The sequence below is a fragment of the Mesorhizobium atlanticum genome (genome assembly GCF_003289965.1).
Taxonomy (GTDB): Bacteria; Pseudomonadota; Alphaproteobacteria; order Rhizobiales; family Rhizobiaceae; genus Mesorhizobium; species Mesorhizobium atlanticum.
Genome location: NZ_QMBQ01000007.1, coordinates 90,093 through 107,519 on the forward strand (window position 1 = coordinate 90,093; position 17,427 = coordinate 107,519).

Annotated in this window: 17 protein-coding genes and 1 tRNA gene; 7 read left to right on the forward strand and 11 right to left on the reverse strand. The window is 64.7% G+C overall.

Annotated features, from left to right (window positions below; genetic code table 11):
• Positions 1-63: 63 nt before the first annotated feature.
• The 3 genes from DPM35_RS23035 (at position 64) to DPM35_RS23045 (ending at position 2,894) form a co-directional block, all read left to right on the forward strand.
• Positions 64-1,014, forward strand: coding sequence for an acetyl-CoA carboxylase carboxyltransferase subunit alpha (locus DPM35_RS23035; protein WP_112129530.1), 951 nt, complete (start codon positions 64-66; stop codon positions 1,012-1,014).
• Positions 1,015-1,353: 339 nt separating this feature from the next.
• Positions 1,354-2,643 (forward strand): L,D-transpeptidase family protein, encoded by a 1,290-nt coding sequence (locus DPM35_RS23040; protein ID WP_112129531.1) that lies wholly within the window; start codon positions 1,354-1,356, stop codon positions 2,641-2,643.
• An 11-nt stretch (positions 2,644-2,654) separates the two neighbouring features.
• A complete protein-coding gene (locus DPM35_RS23045; RefSeq protein WP_112129532.1) occupies positions 2,655-2,894 on the forward strand; it encodes a sulfurtransferase TusA family protein in 240 nt (79 codons plus the stop codon).
• An 18-nt stretch (positions 2,895-2,912) separates the two neighbouring features.
• Here the strand turns inward: DPM35_RS23045 and DPM35_RS23050 are convergent, their stop codons facing one another.
• Complete coding sequence (locus DPM35_RS23050) at positions 2,913-4,043, reverse strand: CobW family GTP-binding protein (protein ID WP_181592115.1); 1,131 nt, start codon at positions 4,041-4,043, stop codon at positions 2,913-2,915.
• An 8-nt stretch (positions 4,044-4,051) separates the two neighbouring features.
• Positions 4,052-5,224 (reverse strand): D-alanyl-D-alanine carboxypeptidase family protein, encoded by a 1,173-nt coding sequence (locus tag DPM35_RS23055; protein WP_112129533.1) that lies wholly within the window; start codon positions 5,222-5,224, stop codon positions 4,052-4,054.
• A 217-nt stretch (positions 5,225-5,441) separates the two neighbouring features.
• Between DPM35_RS23055 and DPM35_RS23065 the strand changes: the two genes are divergently transcribed.
• Both DPM35_RS23065 and DPM35_RS23070 read left to right on the forward strand, forming a co-directional pair.
• Positions 5,442-6,605, forward strand: coding sequence for a M20 aminoacylase family protein (locus tag DPM35_RS23065; protein ID WP_112129535.1), 1,164 nt, complete (start codon positions 5,442-5,444; stop codon positions 6,603-6,605).
• 111 nt (positions 6,606-6,716) lie between these two features.
• Positions 6,717-6,793: transfer RNA gene (locus DPM35_RS23070), tRNA-Arg, on the forward strand.
• 103 nt (positions 6,794-6,896) lie between these two features.
• On the opposite strand, the gene DPM35_RS23075 is transcribed toward DPM35_RS23070, so the two are convergent.
• The 5 genes from DPM35_RS23075 to DPM35_RS23095 all read right to left on the reverse strand — a co-directional run bounded on the left by DPM35_RS23075 (position 6,897) and on the right by DPM35_RS23095 (position 12,166).
• Positions 6,897-7,577, reverse strand: coding sequence for an SGNH/GDSL hydrolase family protein (locus tag DPM35_RS23075; RefSeq protein ID WP_112129536.1), 681 nt, complete (start codon positions 7,575-7,577; stop codon positions 6,897-6,899).
• A 55-nt stretch (positions 7,578-7,632) separates the two neighbouring features.
• Positions 7,633-8,559: an ABC transporter permease subunit gene (locus DPM35_RS23080; protein ID WP_181592116.1), complete on the reverse strand. Its 927-nt coding sequence runs from the start codon at positions 8,557-8,559 to the stop codon at positions 7,633-7,635.
• A 27-nt stretch (positions 8,560-8,586) separates the two neighbouring features.
• Positions 8,587-9,549 (reverse strand): ABC transporter permease, encoded by a 963-nt coding sequence (locus DPM35_RS23085; RefSeq protein ID WP_112129538.1) that lies wholly within the window; start codon positions 9,547-9,549, stop codon positions 8,587-8,589.
• A complete protein-coding gene (locus DPM35_RS23090) occupies positions 9,536-11,062 on the reverse strand; it encodes a sugar ABC transporter ATP-binding protein (RefSeq protein WP_112129539.1) in 1,527 nt (508 codons plus the stop codon). Before DPM35_RS23090 ends, DPM35_RS23085 begins: the two co-directional genes overlap by 14 nt.
• Before the next feature lie 78 nt (positions 11,063-11,140).
• On the reverse strand, positions 11,141-12,166 hold the full coding sequence (locus DPM35_RS23095) for an ABC transporter substrate-binding protein (RefSeq protein ID WP_112129757.1): 1,026 nt from the start codon (positions 12,164-12,166) through the stop codon (positions 11,141-11,143).
• Between the two features lie 442 nt (positions 12,167-12,608).
• Here DPM35_RS23095 and DPM35_RS23100 point away from each other — a divergent pair, with 442 nt between their 5' ends.
• Positions 12,609-13,259 (forward strand): SGNH/GDSL hydrolase family protein, encoded by a 651-nt coding sequence (locus DPM35_RS23100; protein ID WP_112129540.1) that lies wholly within the window; start codon positions 12,609-12,611, stop codon positions 13,257-13,259.
• Positions 13,260-13,306: 47 nt separating this feature from the next.
• A complete protein-coding gene (locus DPM35_RS23105) occupies positions 13,307-14,410 on the forward strand; it encodes an ROK family transcriptional regulator (RefSeq protein WP_245431615.1) in 1,104 nt (367 codons plus the stop codon).
• Positions 14,411-14,507: 97 nt separating this feature from the next.
• On the opposite strand, the gene DPM35_RS23110 is transcribed toward DPM35_RS23105, so the two are convergent.
• Genes DPM35_RS23110 through DPM35_RS23125 form a run of 4 tightly spaced genes read right to left on the reverse strand, consistent with a single transcriptional unit; the run spans position 14,508 to position 17,208 of the window.
• Positions 14,508-15,455, reverse strand: coding sequence for an adenylate/guanylate cyclase domain-containing protein (locus DPM35_RS23110; protein WP_112129542.1), 948 nt, complete (start codon positions 15,453-15,455; stop codon positions 14,508-14,510).
• A gap of 50 nt (positions 15,456-15,505) precedes the next feature.
• Positions 15,506-16,426 carry an anti-sigma factor family protein gene (locus DPM35_RS23115; RefSeq protein ID WP_112129543.1) on the reverse strand — a complete coding sequence of 307 codons (921 nt, stop codon included), beginning with the start codon at positions 16,424-16,426 and terminating at the stop codon, positions 15,506-15,508.
• Entirely contained in the window at positions 16,413-16,982 is a 570-nt protein-coding gene (locus tag DPM35_RS23120; protein ID WP_112129544.1) for a sigma-70 family RNA polymerase sigma factor, read from the reverse strand. Before DPM35_RS23120 ends, DPM35_RS23115 begins: the two co-directional genes overlap by 14 nt.
• 16 nt (positions 16,983-16,998) lie before the next feature.
• Positions 16,999-17,208 (reverse strand): hypothetical protein, encoded by a 210-nt coding sequence (locus DPM35_RS23125; RefSeq protein WP_095816823.1) that lies wholly within the window; start codon positions 17,206-17,208, stop codon positions 16,999-17,001.
• Between the last annotated feature and the right edge of the window lie 219 nt (positions 17,209-17,427).

Consider the following 17,427-nt stretch of genomic DNA (forward strand, 5'->3'; position numbering starts at 1 on the left):
GGAGCCGGCATTTCAGCGGTTCCGCCAGCCATTTCGCCTTCCGACGGATCGGTCCGCTCAAGCATGTACAACTACCTCGACTTCGAAAAGCCGGTGCAGGATCTGGAGCTCAAGATCCTTGAGCTGAAGAAGCTTGCCGAGAACGGCGAGGCGGTCGATGTCGCCGAAGAGATCAGCCGGCTGGAAAAGCGCTCGCGCGACGCGTTGCGCGATCTCTACAAGGCGCTTACCCCCTGGCAGAAGGTGCAGGTCGCGCGCCACCCCGACCGCCCCCATTGCGTCGACTACATCAAGGCGCTGTTCACCGATTTCACGCCCCTGGCCGGCGATCGCAATTTCGGCGACGACCAGGCGATCGTCGGCGGCTTCGCCCGCTTCCGCGGCGAGCCGGTGGCGGTGATCGGTCAGGAAAAGGGCTCGGACACGGCAAGCCGCATCAAGCACAATTTCGGTTCCGTGCGGCCCGAAGGCTACCGCAAGGCGGTGCGCCTCATGGAACTGGCCGACCGTTTCAAGATCCCGCTTCTGACGCTGGTCGACACCGCCGGCGCCTATCCCGGCGTCGGCGCCGAGGAGCGCGGCCAGGCCGAGGCGATCGCGCGTTCGACCTCAGCCTGCCTGGCGCTGAAAGTGCCTTCGATCTCGGTGGTCATCGGCGAAGGCGGCTCCGGCGGCGCCATTGCGATCGCCACCGCCAACCGGGTCTACATGCTGGAACACGCCATCTATTCGGTGATCTCGCCGGAGGGTGCCGCTTCGATCCTGTGGCGCGACACCACCCGCTCCAAGGACGCGGCGACCAACATGAAGATCACCGCGCAGGATCTTCTCGAGATGAAGATCATCGACGCCATCATTCCCGAGCCGATGGGCGGCGCCCAGCGCGCGCCGGAGACGGTGATTGCGTCCACCGGCGACCTTATCGCCAGGACAATGAAGGACTTTGCCGGCGCCAACACGGATTTCCGCGAGCAACGCCGCGAGAAGTATCTGGCGATGGGCCGCAGCCTCTAGAGCAAGGAAAAGTGTGCGCGGTTAGGCTCGGCGTCTTCGCCGTAGCCTTCCGTCGGGAATTGCGCTGAAACAAAGAGGTAGAGCCGCTTGCCGTTCCGAAACGGTGAACCACTCTCCGGCATCTGGCGGTAAACTGTGGCGGCGACGCGCAATTTCGCCACAAAAATGCCGCCGCATTCGGCTCAATGAAACTTGCCGTGAGGGGTTTGCCCAGATTTGTGTGAAGGCTTGCGGTAAGGAATTTTCAAGGTTAACGGGCTTACGGTCCACTGGTGTTCAGCCTGCGGGCCCGGCCATGCAGATAGCCGTTGGCCCGAGAGAAAAGACGTAGCCCTATCGATGTTTGCCAAGCTTGCCCGCACTGGAGTCCTGATCGCCGCCGTAGGCATCGCCGGCTGCAATGATTCGTCGATGAAGGATTTCGCGCCGGAAGCCAACAAGCCGCTGCCGGACAAGATCCTCGCCGACATGAAGGCCAAGGGCATGGTGCGCACCTCCTCGGTGATGGCGCGCATCTTCAAGGAGGAAGGCAAGCTGGAGATCTGGAAGGCCAAGACCAACGGCCGCTACGATCTCGTCGCCACCTACGACATCTGCAAATGGTCGGGAAAGCTCGGCCCCAAATACACCGAGGGCGACCGCCAGGCGCCGGAAGGCTTCTACACGGTCCGACCGTCGCAGATGAACCCGCGCTCGAACTACCATCTGTCGTTCAACATCGGCTTCCCCAACGCCTATGACCGCGCCAATGGCCGCACCGGCCAGAACCTGATGGTGCATGGCGCCTGCTCGTCGTCCGGCTGCTATTCGATGACCGACGCGCAGATCGAACAGATCTATGCCTTCGGCCGCGACGCCTTCCAGGGCGGCCAGACCGAGTTCCAGATCCAGGCCTTCCCGTTCCGCATGACCGCCGCCAACATGGCGCGCTACCGCAACGACCCGAACTACGAGTTCTGGAAGATGCTGAAGGTCGGTTACGACAATTTCGAGATCACCAAGGTGCCGCCGAAGGTCGACGTCTGCGAGAAGCGCTACGTCTTCAATCAGGTGGCGCCTGAAGGCACGACCTTCGACCCGACCGGCCCCTGCCCGGCGACGACGCAGCCGGATTCGCTCAAGATGGCCTACGCCAATTACGAGAAGAGCTATGACGCGGCCTTCAACTCGGCCGTGAACTCGAGCAATCCGCCGCCGAAGCCGACGATTGCCGGCATCAAGGAAGCCAGCATCGTTTCCGACTGGTCGAAGCGCCGCGCCCGCGGCGAGCGCGTGCCGATCGATCCGCCGTCGATGAACGCCGACGGTTCGGTGACCGAGACGACCCGCATGGGCCGCATCGACTCCCCGCTCGGCCGCAAGATGGCCGCTCTCGACGCCGAGAAGGAAGCCAAGCGCAAGGCCGAAGAGCAGCGCCTGGCGGCGATCGAGGCGGCCAAGGCCGCCAAGGAAGCAGCCAAGCAGCAGGCCCTGGCCGAGAAGGAAGCCGCCAAGCAGGCAGCGCAGCAGCCGGTCGTCACAGCCGGCGTCGAAGCGGCACCCGCGCAGGAAAGCCAGCAGGCCGCCGAAGCCGACCAGGGCACCGTGTCGAAGCTGAAGAAGAAGCTGCTCGGCATGTTCGGCGGCTGAGAGCCTCCAGCTTGGCGAAGCCGCCCGCCATCTACGATCTCAAGGGACTGAACTGTCCTCTGCCGGTGCTGAAAGCCCGCAAGCGGCTGGCCGCCATGCGGCCGGGCGTCAGGCTCTGGCTGGAAACCACCGATCCGCTGGCCGTGATCGACATCCCGGCCTTCTGCGCCGAAGCCGGACATCAGTTGGTCGAGACGGCCGCGGTCACCGGCGGCCACCGCTTCCTGGTCGAACGCGGCAACGCGGCCTGAGCCGGCGTCGTTTTCGGCCTATAACCCTGCAATTGCCAGCGGATTGGCTTCGAGCGCGGCCCGGTCGGGCGTGTCGATCGAAGGCTTGTTGGTGAAGGCGGCGAACAGCCGCTGGATATAATCCTGCGGCATGTCCAGCGTGATCAGCACCAGCCTTGTGCCGCGCTGGCCGTCGGGCCAGGCCGGCAGCCGTGCCGGTGGATGCAGGATCTTCTGCACGCCGTGAATGACCAGCGGCCGCGACGGATCCTCCGCAAGCTCGATGACGCCCTTCATCCGCAGCAGCTTCTCGCCATGCGTCGAGCGCAGAAGGTCGAGGAACATCTCGATCGCCGAGAACGGCACCGGGCCATCATGGACGAGCGAGTGCGTGCGCACACGCGCGTCATGGCGATGCTCATGATGATGGTGATCATGATCGCCGTCATGGTGATGATGGTCATGATCATGGTGATGATCTTGATCATGGTTATGATCTTGATGCGCCGCCTCTTCGCCAAGCCAGCGCCGCACGTCGGCGGACTTGGTCTCAGGGTCATAGAGACCGCAATTGAACAGCGCCGCGGCGCCGGCGTCGTTGACGTCGAGCAGGACGGCGCCCGGATTGACCTGCTTCAGCCTTGCCCGCAACGCTTCGACCTCGGCCGCGTCGGCAAGGTCGGTCTTGGTCAGCACGATGCGATCGGCCACCGCCGCCTGCTTCACCGCCTCGACATGGGCGTCGAGCGTTGCCTCGCCATTGACGGCGTCGACCAGCGTGATGACGCCGTCGAGCCGGAAGGCCTGCACCAGCGCGGGATGCGCCATGATCGACTGCAGCACCGGTGCCGGATCGGCCAGCCCCGTCGTCTCGACGACGACGCGGGCGAGTTTCGCGATGCGGCCGGTCTGCAACCGGTCGACGAGATCGGCCAGCGTGTCGACCAGGTCGCCGCGCACCGTGCAGCAGAGGCAGCCGTCGGAAAGCTGGATGATGCCGTCGGAAGCCTGCTCGACCAAAAGATGGTCGATCGCCACCTCGCCGAACTCGTTGATGATCACCGCCGTGTCGGCAAGCGCCGGATCCTTGAGCAGCCGGTTGAGCAGCGTCGTCTTGCCGGCGCCGAGAAAGCCGGTGAGCACCGAAACCGGGATGGGAAAGCCGCCCATCATGATGGCTAGTTCGCCGCCTTGGCGGGTTGGTCGCCTTGCGCCGCGGCTGCGGCCGTTCCTGTCGCCGCCGGCTCGGCGCCGGCCGGCGCCGGCCTGTCGGGCCGCCAACTCGGCAGCGGCACGTCGGCATAGTTCTGATCGGTCTGGTCGACGAATGCCTTCGGCGCCGGCCCCGTGGCGCCGCCCAAGCCAACCGCGATCAGCGTCGGATGATCGAGTTTCACCTGATAGGGCGACTTCGGCTTATCCTTGGCAGCGACCTCGGGGGCCGCCTCGGATTGCTCCTCCTTCGGCTTCTTCTTGCAGATCTCGTCATGCAGGTCGTTGGGCGACAGCGTGTCGCCATAGGGCTTGAGCGCGGCCAGCGTGGTCGAACCCGCCGCCGGCGTATCGAAACCCCGGTCGAGCAGCTTTGCCGCCACCTCGGCGCGGCTAACCGCCGATTTCTCGCCAAGCACCACCGCGACCAGCGTGCGGCCGTTGCGCGTCGCGGAGCCGATCATGTTGAAGCCGGAAGAGCAGACGAAGCCGGTCTTCATGCCATCGGCGCCGGGATAGCGGCCGATCAGGAGATTATAGTTCGGGAGCGCCTTCTTGCCGACGGCGAGGCCCTCGATCGAGAACCACGGGGCATATTGCGGAAAATCATTGCGCAGCGCCGTGACCAGCACCGCGAGGTCGCGCGCTGTGGTGTACTGTTCCGGCGAATAGAGCCCGTTCGGATTGACGAAATGCGTACCGACCATACCGAGCCGGGCCGCCTCGGCGTTCATGCGGTCGGCGAAGGCCGCCTGCGATCCGCCGATATTCTCGCCCACGGCCATGGCGATGTCGTTGGCCGATTTGACCAGCATCATCTTCAGCGCATTGTCGAGCCGCATCACCGAGCCGGGCTTGAAGCCCATCTTGCTCGGCGGCTCGCCGGCCGAATGCTTCGTCACCTTGATCGGCGAATCGAGCGCAACCTCGCCGGCCTGGATCGCACGAAAGGCGACATAGGCGGTCATCAGCTTGCTGAGCGAGGCCGGATACCAGCGCTTGAACGCGTCCTGATGCTCCAGAATGGAGCCGCTCTTGAGGTCGAACAGGACCACCGGATTGGCGCGCGCAACGCCGGCAAACACCGGAAGCGCCAGCGCGCCCGCCAGCAACAGGTTGAGGAAATGCCTCTGCCGCATGATCAAATCCGAAATCGCCTCTTGCCGTAATCGGCGCTGGGTCCGTAAGATTTCGTTACCCATCGCCCGCATAAATGCGGCCCAGCCCCTCGACCCGGACCCCTTTGTTGCGGTGCTATTTACCCTATGTGACGCCAAAATGGCAAAGTTCAAGACAATCACAATTGCTGGGCAGCGGCTCTGAACCGCCTGCCGTCAACCAGGAAATGGACCGATCATGCCGATTCTGAACCGCGCCGCGCAAATGCAGGAAGAAGTCGCCGGCTGGCGACGACATCTGCACCAGACACCGGAGCTGAATTTCGACGTCTTCCAGACCGCCGGCTTCGTCACCGAGAAACTGAAGGCCTTCGGCTGCGACGAAGTGGTGACGGGACTGGGCAGGACCGGCGTCGTCGGCATCATCCGCGGCCGCAAGGGCGATGGCCCGACCATCGGGCTGCGCGCCGATATGGACGCGCTGCCGATCGACGAGATCACCGGCAAGCCATGGGCCTCGACCGTGCGCGGCAAGATGCACGCCTGCGGCCACGACGGCCACACCGCGATGCTTCTGGGCGCCGCCAAATATCTTGCCGAAACGCGCAATTTCGCCGGCACCGTTGCTGTGATCTTCCAGCCGGCCGAGGAAGGCGGCGGTGGCGGCAACGAGATGGTCAAGGACGGCATGATGGAGCGCTTCGGCATCGAGAAAGTGTTCGGCATGCACAATATGCCGGGCCTGCCGGTCGGCCAGTTCGCCATCAAGCCCGGCCCGATCATGGCCGCGACCGCGGAATTCACCATCACAGTCAAGGGTCGCGGCGGCCATGCCGCGATGCCGCATGGCACGATCGATCCGATCGTCATCACCAGCCAGCTGGTGGGCGCGCTGCAGACCATCGCCTCGCGCAGCACCGACCCGGTCGAGGCCGTGGTGGTGTCGGTGACGAAGTTCCACGCCGGCGATGCCTATAACGTCATTCCCGAAAGCGCCGAGATCGCCGGCACCGTGCGTACCTTGAAGAAGGAAGTGGCCAAGAAATCGGAAGAGCGCATCCGCGCGCTCTGCGCCGGCCTCGCCGCGGCCTTCGGCGCCACCATCGAGGTCGATTACGACGCCAACTATCCCGTCACCTTCAACCATGCCGAGGAAACCGTGTTTGCCGGCGACGTCGCCGCCGACATCGCCGGCGACAGCCATGTCCACCGCGCCATCCAGCCGGTGATGGGCGGCGAGGATTTCTCCTATATGCTGGAAGCCCGCCCCGGCGCCTTCATCTTCATCGGCAACGGCGACTCGGCCGGCCTGCATCACCCGGCCTACGACTTCAACGACGAGGTCATCCCGCACGGCATGAGCTACTGGGTGAAGCTGGCCGAGACGGCACTGGCGGCCTGACGGCACAGGCTTGGCAACAGGAGGCGGCCGCCCATCGCAAGACGGCCGCCCGATCGGCTTTCAGACTCCTCTTGGCGAACCGACTCGAAGCGTTTATGTGTCGGGCCGCGTGGTCCCGTAGCTCAGTAGGATAGAGCGGCAGATTCCTAATCTGTAGGTCACAGGTTCGATTCCTGTCGGGATCACCACCTCTTCAACAGACCGGTGAAAAATGCGGGCCGGCGGTGCCGCGCCGGTCCCGCAATCGGCGCACCGGTCTGGAGGGGCCGATGCGCGGCGACACTTGAACCCTCAGGCAACCTTGCGATCGGGCTGGCGCGCAAAGATCTCCTGGACCTTGGCCGCTATCGCCTTGCCGAGGTCGCGGTTGTTCTCAGCCGTGAAGTGGATGCCGTCGCAGCCGTCGGTGGTGATGAAGTCGCCGGCATTGAGGAAATCCACCTTCGCGAAATCGGCCATGGCGCGGTATTCGGCTGCCAGCGCCGCCGTCTTCTCATGACCGCCGGCGAACATGCCCTGGAAGAAGGGATGAGGCATGGGTGTCAGCGGCGGCGGCGCGACCACCAGTGCCTGCGGCGCCGGATAGGGTGTGCCGACACCACCGGCGCTGGTGAGTATCTGGCCGACGAGCTTGGCCATGCCGTTGGCGATCTCATAGGGCGTGCGGCGGAAGAACGACTTGGTGTCGTTGGTGCCGAGCATGACGATGACGAGGTCGAGCGGCAGGTGGCTGGCGATGGCCGAGGGCAGATAGGCGCTGCCGTTGAGGCGCGGATCGTTGGGGTCGTCGAGACTGGTGGTGCGCGCGCTCAAACCCTCCTCGATCACATGATATCCCTCGCCAAGATGCGAGGCCATCACACCCGTCCAGCGGTCTTCATAGGCGTAGCGATGCGTCGGCGATCCCTCGATGACCGGAATCCACCCCCAGGTCAGCGAATCCCCAAAGCACAAAATCGATCTTTTGGTCATGTCTCCAATCCATTTCCCTTGCGATTGATTATTTGGCCGCTCGGAACTTGCCCGCTCAGTTCGACCTGCTCCTGATGCCGTAGAAGATCGCCGCCAGCAGGATGATGAGCCCCTGCGCGATCAGCTTGCCGGGCTCGTCGACGCCGAAGGTGGTCATCACGACGAACAGCAGCGCAAACGACAGCACGCCGAAGAAAGGTCCCCAGACGCCGCCTTCCCCACGCCCGAAGACGACGCCGCCAAGGATGGTCGCGGCGACTGCCAGGATCGGCAGGTCGAGACCGACCCTGACGCTGCCGACAGCGATCGAAGCCGTCTGCACCAGCGCGGCAATGCCCGCGAACAGGCCGGCCAGCGTATGCGTCAGCACGACCGTGCGCGCGACCGGCACGCCGGAGAAATGCGCCGCCTGCACGTTCTCGCCCACTGACGTGACGAAGCGGCCGAAAACCGTGCGCGACAGGAACAGCGACAGCGCCGCCGAAGCCGCGACCCAGAAGATCACCGGAGTCGGAACCGGGCCGAGCTTGGTGTTGTAGATGTCGGCGAACATGCCGGGCACATCGCCGGGCGGCTTGCCACTCGACAGATATTGCACGAACCCGACCAGGACGATGCCGACAGCCAGCGTGACGATGACGGCTGAGACCCGTCTCACCCCGACCATCAGGCCGTTGAAGAAGCCTACGGCGAGACCGATAGCCAGCGCCAGGACAATGAAGAACGCCATGGAAGCGCCGGGAAAGACGCCGGACGAGATGGTGTAGTTGATAAGCAGGATGACGCCGCCCCCCGACAGGTCGATGCTTCGCACCCGCATGACCAGAAGCTGGCCGAGCACCAATATGCCGAGCGGCACGATCTGGCGCACGAATATGCCCATGATGTTGAGGTTGAGCATATTCGGCCGCGCGACCCACAGGACCGCAAGCAGCACGGCAAAGACGTAATAGGCCGGCGGGACGCGCAGCAGGCGGCGCATGACGGGATTGGCGAGCGCGGCGGCCACTTACAACCCCATCTTCTTGCGCGATTGCAGGGCGACCACCAGAAGCAGGATCGCGCCCTTGATGGTGGTCTGGATGAAGGGCGACACGTTCGTCAGGTTCATGCCGTTGGCGAGCAGCGCCATGACGAGGGCGCCGATGACGGTGCCGTGCAGGCTGCCGATGGCGCCGGAAAGCTGAGTGCCGCCGATGGCGACGGCGGTGATCGCGTCTAGCTCGAAGAGCAGCCCGACATTCGGGTCGCCAGAGACGATGCGCCCGGCGAGGAAGATGCCGGCAAGGGCCGCGAAACAGGCGCAGATCACATAGGCGAGCACGATGTTGCGCCGATCGGCGATGCCGAAATTATGCGCCGCATCCTCGACGCCGGACGACACCCCGCCGCCGATCGCGAAAAGATGCAGCCCGAAGCGCGAGCCGTAGAGCAGCTTCCAGGCGACCGCGAGCGTGACGATGCCCCAGAACACCGGCATTGGTATCCCGAGGAAGGACCCGGCCACGGCGCTGATGACGATATCCGGCACCGTGCCGCCCGAAACCGGCCGCAGCACCCGTGTGATCCCGAGCAGGATGTATTGCATCGACAGCGTCGCGATGATCGGATGCACGTTGAAGCGGGTGATGATGAAGCCGTTGCTGAAACCGACCAGCGCGGCCAGCACGAACACCGCCGGGATCAACGCCCAGGCGGGTCCGCCGAGGGCGAGCACCGCCGTCGTGAAGCTGATCATCGACCCGACCGAAAGGTCGAGCCCGCCGAGCAGGATGACGAACATCTGTCCGACCGCCGTGATGACGAGCGGCATCGCCTGCGGCACCAGGTTGAGCAGGTTTTCCCCATTGAGGAACTGCGCTGTCTGGAGGCTCAGCCAAAGCGCGATCGCCAGGACGATCAGCAAGGGCAGCAGCCACATGCCTTGCCTGGATCCCCTCGCCCCTGTCAGGCGTCTGCTAATGGCTGTCATTGATGATCCTTGCCGTCCCATTGGCGCCGAGCGCCGCGTCGAGGATGTTGTGCTCCGTGGCGTCGGCCGCCGGCATTTCCTTCACGATCGTGTCGTTGTGGACGACGCAGATCCGGTCGCAGAGCCCGATCAGCTCGATCGTCTCGCGCGACAGCACAAGCACCGCGCCGCCCTTGCGCGCAAAGTCGCGCAGCAGCCGGTAGATCTCGGATTTTGCGCCGATGTCGACGCCGCGCGTCGGTTCCTCGACCAGCAGGATGTCGATGTCGGCGGCAAGGTAGCGGCCGAGCAGCACCTTCTGCTGGTTGCCGCCGGACAGTGTGCCGACGGCGGCGCCCGGGCCGCCGGCCTTCACGGCAAGGCTCGACATCGTGTCGGCGATCAGCCGCTGATAGCCTTCCGCAAGCGCCAGCTCCGACCGTTTCGAATGCAGCGCGGCGGCGATGTTGTGCGCCACCGAAAGGCCGAGGAAGAGCCCGTCTTCCTTGCGATCCTCCGGCACGAAGCCGACACCCATCGCCTGCAGGCGGCGCACGCCGCCGCCAGACGGCACCGGCAAGGGCAGCGCTTTGCCCTTGATCGTCACGCGGCCGGCGAAAGGGTAATATTGACCGACCAGCGAGCGCAGGAAGCGTTGCTGGCCCTGCCCTTCCAACCCGGCCAGCGCGACGATCTCGCCGCGGCTGAGCGACAGCGAGAACGGTTTCGAACGCTCGGTGATACGGAAATCCTCGACCGAAAGCACAACCGGACCCGGCGCATCGCCGCGCTGCGGAAAGAGGTCGGCCAGCTCGCGGCCGACCATCATCGCGATCAGCGTCGCCGGTGTCATCTCGGCAAGCGGCCTGGTGCCGACCAGCTCGCCATCCTTAAGGACCGTGACGGTGTCGCAGATGGCGAAGATCTCGTCCATCCGGTGCGAGATATAGACCACCGCCTTACCCTCGTCCTTCAGCCGGCGGATGTGGCGGTTCAGCACCTCGACATCGGCGGCATTGAGCGCCGCCGTCGGCTCGTCGAGGATGAACACGCTGGCGTCGGTCATGATGCCGTGCGCGATCTCGACGAATTGCCGTTCGCCAATGCTGAGCCTCGAGACCAGTGTGCCCGGATCGAGCGTGAGCCCCAGCTCGGCAAGCGCCTTGCCCGCCTCGCGCCGCATGCGCCGATGGTCGACACCACCGAAAGCGGCGGTCGGCTCCCGGCCGAGAAACATGTTTTCGGCAATCGTCAAGTTGGGCAGCAGCGACAGTTCCTGGAACACGGTCGAGATGCCGGCTTCCAGCGCGTCCTTCGGCCTGTGGAAGACGACCTGTCGCCCGTCGCGCAGGATGGCGCCGCCATCCGGCTGGTGGACCCCGGCGAGGATCTTCATCAGCGTCGATTTGCCGGCGCCGTTCTCGCCCATCAACGCGTGGACGGAGCCGGATTGGAGTGTGATCGAGACGCCCTTCAGCGCCGCCGTGCCGGCGAACGCCTTCCGGATCTCGGACATTTCGACAAGGGTTTTCACGAAACAAGCACCGCTTCGTTCAGGGGAGTTCCGTGGCGCGGGCCTGCATCGCCGCCGCCCGCGCCACCATGGCCACCTTTATTTCTTGGCGTAGAACTCCTTGAGCTTGTCCTCGGGAAGCTCCGATGGCCACCAGACATTGGCCGAGAGATCGTCGCGATAGTATTTCTTGACCTTCTCGACGTCCCAGCCGGGCGGGTTGTAGTCGTAGTGCTTCTTCAGTTCCTTGCCTTCGAGCAGGGCCACCGCGGCGCGGATGCCGGCCGCTCCTTGCGCCGGGCTGTATTCCGCCGAGATCGACTTGAAGCCGTCGGCGATCCATTGGCCGAAGAAGCCGTTATTGCCCTCGCCGGTGATCGGTGGGATCTTGGCGCCGAACTGCTTGAAGACGTCGACGCAGGCGCGCGTCATGTCGGCGCCGGAAGACCAGATGCCATCGACCTCGGGATTGTTGAGGTAGAGCGTCTCGCAGAGCTTCTTGGCTTTGTCATACTGCCAGTCGCCATGCTCCTCGGCGATGATCTTGACGTCGGTCCCCTTCAGCGCCTGCAGCAGGCCGTTGTAGCGGTTGGTGTCTTCCGGATGGCCGGCGAGCCCGCGCAGCACCCAGATATTGCCCTTGCCACCGAGTTCCTTGACCAGGAAATCGCCCATCACCTTGCCGAAATGCTCGGCGCCGCCCTGGATCTCGGTGGTGAAGGCGTCGCTCTCGATGCGGCCCGTATGCACGATGACGGGTATGCCCGCCGCCACGGCCTTGGCGATGCTGGCGTCCGCCGAGGTCGACGTGACCGGCTGGACGATGATGGCGTCGACCTTCTGGGCGATCAGGTCCTCGATGTCGGCGACCTGCTTCTTCTGGTCGAAACCGGCGTCGAGCAGGATGAATTTGGCTATGCGCTTGTCCTTGGCGGCGGCGGCCTCGGCCTCATGCGCGACCTGCACCGTCCAGGTGTTGGCGTTGACGCCGAAATGGCTCATGCCGATGACCCAGGGCGGATCCTTCTTGAATTTCCCAGCTTCGACCGCCGGATTGTCGCCGGCACGGGCGGTAACCCCGTCGAGCAGCGACACCTCGTCGGCGTGCGAAGGCGCGCACCACATGGTGGTCGCGATCACTGCCACTGCGATTGATTGGATAATCCGTCTCACTGAGCCATCCTCCTTCTCAAGCTCCACGGACCCTGGCGACCAGGGCCACGACTTCCCCATCGGCGTCCGGGCATAGCCAGACACCGCACCTGCCGGGGCGAGCCCGGCACTGCTTCAGTTCATTGCTCAACCCGCGCGCAGGGCCGCTGGAGACAAAGCTCCAGCGTTGCCGCCATGGATCACGGCAGCCGGTCGGCGCAAAAGGTTCGGGGCATTCCTCCCAGGCTCATTTCAACCATCGATCCGGCAGGCTGTCAATAATTATTCAGAGTGATGGATTATCTTTGCGGCTTGCGCTACCTTTCCGCCAGATGGCAGGGTCGAGTGACGCGGACGGCCGAGTCTCGTCCAATAACTCCTGCAAATCACAACCTTGGCTGGATCGGGGAGGAGCATGCGATCGGTCTTGTGCTACGGCGACTCCAACACGCATGGGCAGGTGCCCGGCGGCACGCCGCTCGACCGCTATGGCCCGGCCGAGCGCTGGCCCGGTGTCATGGCACGGGAGCTGGGCGCCGGCTGGCATGTCATCGAGGAGGGTCTCAGCGGCCGCACGACGGTGCGCGACGATCCGATCGAGGGCGCCCACAAGAACGGGCGCACCTATCTCAGGCCCTGCCTGCAGAGCCATACCGTCCTCGATCTCGTCATCATCATGCTGGGCACCAATGATCTCAAGGCGCGCTTCAACCAGCCCGCCTCGGAAGTCGCCATGGCCATGGGGTGCCTCGTCTACGACATCAAGGAACTGAAGCCCGGTCCGGGCGGCGGCGTGCCTGAGATCATGATCGTGTCGCCGCCGCCGATGCTGGACGACATCAAGGAATGGTGGTCGATCTTCGCCGGCGCGCCGGAGAAGTCGCGGCAGCTGGCGCTCGAATTCGAGATCATCGCCGATTCGCTCGAAGTGCATTTCTTCGACGCAGGCTCGGTCGTCACCTGTGACCCGCTCGACGGATTCCATATCAATGGACAGGCCCATGCCTCGCTCGGCCGTGCGCTGGCCCGCGAGGTCGAAGCAATCGGGTGGCCGGATGAGAAATAAACGCGGCATACGGGTGTCCCGCACGAACGATTGCGAGAGGACGCACCATGCCTGATATGCGCTTTGCGCCGCCCAACCCGCTGCGGATTGCGGACCGCGCCAGCGGCCTCAACGCCGTCAGCGTGCGCGGCTACAACGAGCGCCTCGTGCTGTCGCTGCTGCTGCAGAGCAAGGATATCACCCGTCTCGAGATCGGTGAGCGGACCGGCCTGTCGGCGCAGACGGTATCCGTCATCGTCCGCTCGCTCGAGCAGGAGGGGCTGATCGCCAAGGGCGAAGCCCAGCGCGGCCGGGTCGGGCCGCCCACAGTGCCGCTTTCGCTCAACCCCGAGGGCGCCTATTCCGTCGGCATCAGCGTCGGTCACCGGCAGGTGGAGGTCGTGCTGGTCGATTTCGTCGGCTCGATCCGCTCCCATGCGGTGCTGCCGTTCTCCGCCGCCGCGCAGGATACCAACCATCCGCAATTCATGAGCGCCATCGCCAAGGCCATCGCCGGTCTGCCGCGACATCTTCATTCGCGCATCGCCGGCATCGGCCTCGCCCTGCCAGGCGACGAGGTGGAGCTCGAACTGACCCCCAAGGCGGCCCGCGAGCGGTTCGACGCCTTGCAGGAGGAGGTCGAACGGGAGATCGGTTACCCCGTCTATGTCCAGAACGACATCACCGCGGCGGCCGGGGGCGAAAGCATGTTCGGCGTCGCCAGACACCTTTCGGATTATCTGTTCTTCTATCTCGGCGCGCGTCTGCACAGCCGCCTGGTCCTCAACCACCAGATCTACAACACGACCGGCGCGGTAAGCTTCGACGTCGGCATCCTGCGGCTTGAACAGGAGATCATCAAACAGGGAAGGCAGACTTCCGAGCTCTGGGAAAGAGGCGCGGACTGGCCGTCATTTGGCGAAGCCGAAATCGCCTGGCAGCGTGAACTGGTCGGGCAGATGAAGTCGTCGATCGCGGCATTGAAGCAGTTCGTTCCAATCGCCTCGGTCGTCCTGTCATCCTACGCGCCCCAGGCCGTCTGCAGGGCGATCTGCCGGGAGCTCGAACAGGCAATGCCCGGCATAAGCGCCATCGCCGGCAACATCGAGCGTTCGCCCAAGGCGGTGGGCGCGGCGGGCCTGCCCTTCAGCTCGCGGTTCATGGTGGAGTGACGTTCATGATCACCTGCGTCTCGCTGCCCATCGACGGCCGCTGCGCCTGCCGCTGATATCGAGCCGGCGGTGCGGCGGGGCCGCCCAACCGGCCGTGTCAGCCCGGGATAATCTCATAGTGCAGGATCTGGGCGTCGCCGAGGGACGACCTGCGTCCGGGCGAGATGACGCCGGAGCCGAAGAGGAGGATATCCTCGCGGCGTACGAATACTTCTTCTTGGCCGGGTCCCATCGACACAAATGTGCCTGACGAGCTCCGCTCGACAAGCCGTGCCTTGCCATTCGAAATGGTGAAGGTCGCATGGTGCCTTGAGACCCAGGGCCGCTGGACGACGATATCGCATTCCGGAGACCGGCCGATCGTCACCAATTCGTTGTTTCCGCAGGATCGCAACTGATCTTCATAGCGGATGACCAGATTGATCTGCGGCGGCGGATCGGAGCGCCTGTCGACAAAAGTGCCCCGGCTGGCGACGTGCGTGCTGGGGACCCCATCGTCGCTCCTCAGCGTATACACATCGAAGAGTTCCTGCTTTCCCTTGAACGCCATTTTGTCGAGAAGCCGCAAGGTACTGCGGCTGCCCGCGGAGAGGGCTTCGAAGAAGCTCTGGCTGATCAGGACCTCCCCGGGGTTGGCCGTGGCGGACAATCTTGCGGTAACATTGACAACGTCGCCGAACACCGCGCCCCGCGCGCGAATGACCGCCCCGAAATGCAATCCGATCCGGGCGATCAAAGGCTCTTTCGACAGTTGATGGCTGATTTGGCAGACGGCCATCAGCGCCGCCTCCGAGCTCTCGAACAGGCTGAGCACGTCATCGCCCTTCGAGTAGATGAAGTCACCGCCGTGCTGGGCGACGATCGCGCGTATCGCATCGAGGCAATCCGAGACCTGCCGCAGAGCGGCATCGTCGCCGACGCGCTCATAGAGCGGCACGCTGCCCACGACATCAGCCAAGAGGACCGCGGCTAGAACTCTTTCCTGATCCATCGACTCGTACCCGCCCCGAGAACGCGGCGTGTATAACATACCGAAGTCGACCATGACTTATCACTTATGCGCCAACCGGCCGGCGCAACGGCGCGCTTCGTTCCCTAACCCGGACTGCCCGCTGCCGGATTGGCGATGATCGCCGCCCGGAAGCGGGCGACGAAATCGTCCAGCGCCGGGCGTTCGGCATCCGAGATCGCCCAGTAGGAGAAGGCGTCGTCGGTCCAGTGGACCAGGAGGAATCCGCCGGCCGAGAGATCGTCGGCCATCGGCACCGATTTGGCCTCGTTCTGCCGCGGCGCGGCCACCAGGGTGATCAGGTGCTCGTGATGGCGGTAGACCAGCGCCGGCATCGGCCTGTCGCCAATCACCTCGACGCGTCCGCCGAGCAGCGCGTAGCCGTCCTTGGCCATGTCGGGCGCCGGCGGCGACACGCCGATCCGGCCGTCGAGCCATGGTTTCACCGTATGGCGGTCGGACGACACGATGTCGACCGGCGTCGCCGCGAGCAGGCTGCGGCGATGACCATTGGCGACGGCCACGGCGAAACTTTCGGCCCCGTTATCCGCCGTCGCCAGCCACTGCGTCGCGCCGCTGGCGAGAAACGCCGTCAGCACGATCGAGGCCGCCATCTGGCGCCAGTCGAAGGAGTTGAACCAGCGCGACGCGCGTGCCCGCATCTCTATGACTTTGCCCTGTTGCTGTTGCAGCTGCTGCTCCGCCCTTGCGGAAGCGGCTTTCGGTGCCTCCGCTTGTTCCGGGCTTTTCACCTCGGCAATGGCGGCGATGCGCGCCAGGAAATCGTCGCTGACAGTCGGACGCGGCACACTGGCGACAGCGCCGCGCAGCGCCACAAGGCGTGCATGCTCGGCGGCAAGGTCAGGATCGGCGGCCATGCGCCGCTCGACCGCCAACGCGGCCGCGGCATCGAGTTCGCCATCGACAAGGGCGTGGATCATCAGCTTCATATCCTGCGGGTCTTCCGGCAATCCGTCCTCACGCGGGCGATTTTCATGCGGGCTCATGGCGCCCTCCAAGTTCCGTCATCAACAGGCCGCGTGCCCGTGCCAACCTCGACATCACCGTGCCTTGCGGCACGCCGAGCATGGCGGCGATCTCGCGGTAGCTGAGACCGTTTATGTCACGCAGCACCACCGTTTCGCGGAAGGCTTGCGGCAGCCTGGCTATCGCCGCTTCCACCGCCGCCGAATTCGCCTTGGCGATCAGCGCCGCCTCCGGGCTATCCGCGTCATTGTCCGGCGGCGGCGAGACGTCGTCGAGATCGGCGAGGTCGCCGACAGCCACCACGCTGCGCGGACGGTTCTTCGCCATCCATGTATAGGAGGCGTTGCGCACGATGGTGAGCAGCCACGCGCGGGGGTTTCCCCCAGCGAACCCGGCAATACCCGCATGCGCCTTGAGGCAGGCCTCCTGCACCACATCCTCGGCATCGGCCGTGTTGCCGGTCAGCCAGCGGGCGAGCGACAGCGCATCGCCAAGATGCGGCAGCACCACCTCGGCAAAACGCGCGGCCAGCATCTTTTCGCTCAAAACCGTTCCGCCGTCGGGCGCTCCCGCCATGGGCCTGCTGCTTCCCTCAGCGGGAGGCGACGATCTGTCCCTGCTCGTGCGGGTGAAGATCGCGACCGCAGGCGATGGCGCCTGCTTCGAGGGAGGAGAAGGCATTGGTGTCACCGGAGTCAAGAGTCTCGGAAGCAAGGGGCGCCTCGCAAGGGGACGGCGCATCGCTGGCTGCAACGGGATGCTCGCCGTCATGGTCGTGGATCTCGATGGTTGCGATCGGCACGGATCAGGGCCGGCGGCGGGGCGGTATCGCCCAGAAAAGATGCGCGCAGCGCCAACGCTCCAAAGGGCGGCGGCTGAGGCCTCCGCCCTCTTCGGCCCTCACGCTTTTGTCTTCGTGCCGTTTCATGATGGTCTCCTGCTGCTGCGCACGGGCGGCGCATGCCCTAGAGACCAACTGCGCCGGCAGTTTATTCCCGGCCGTTCAACTTTTTTCGATCAC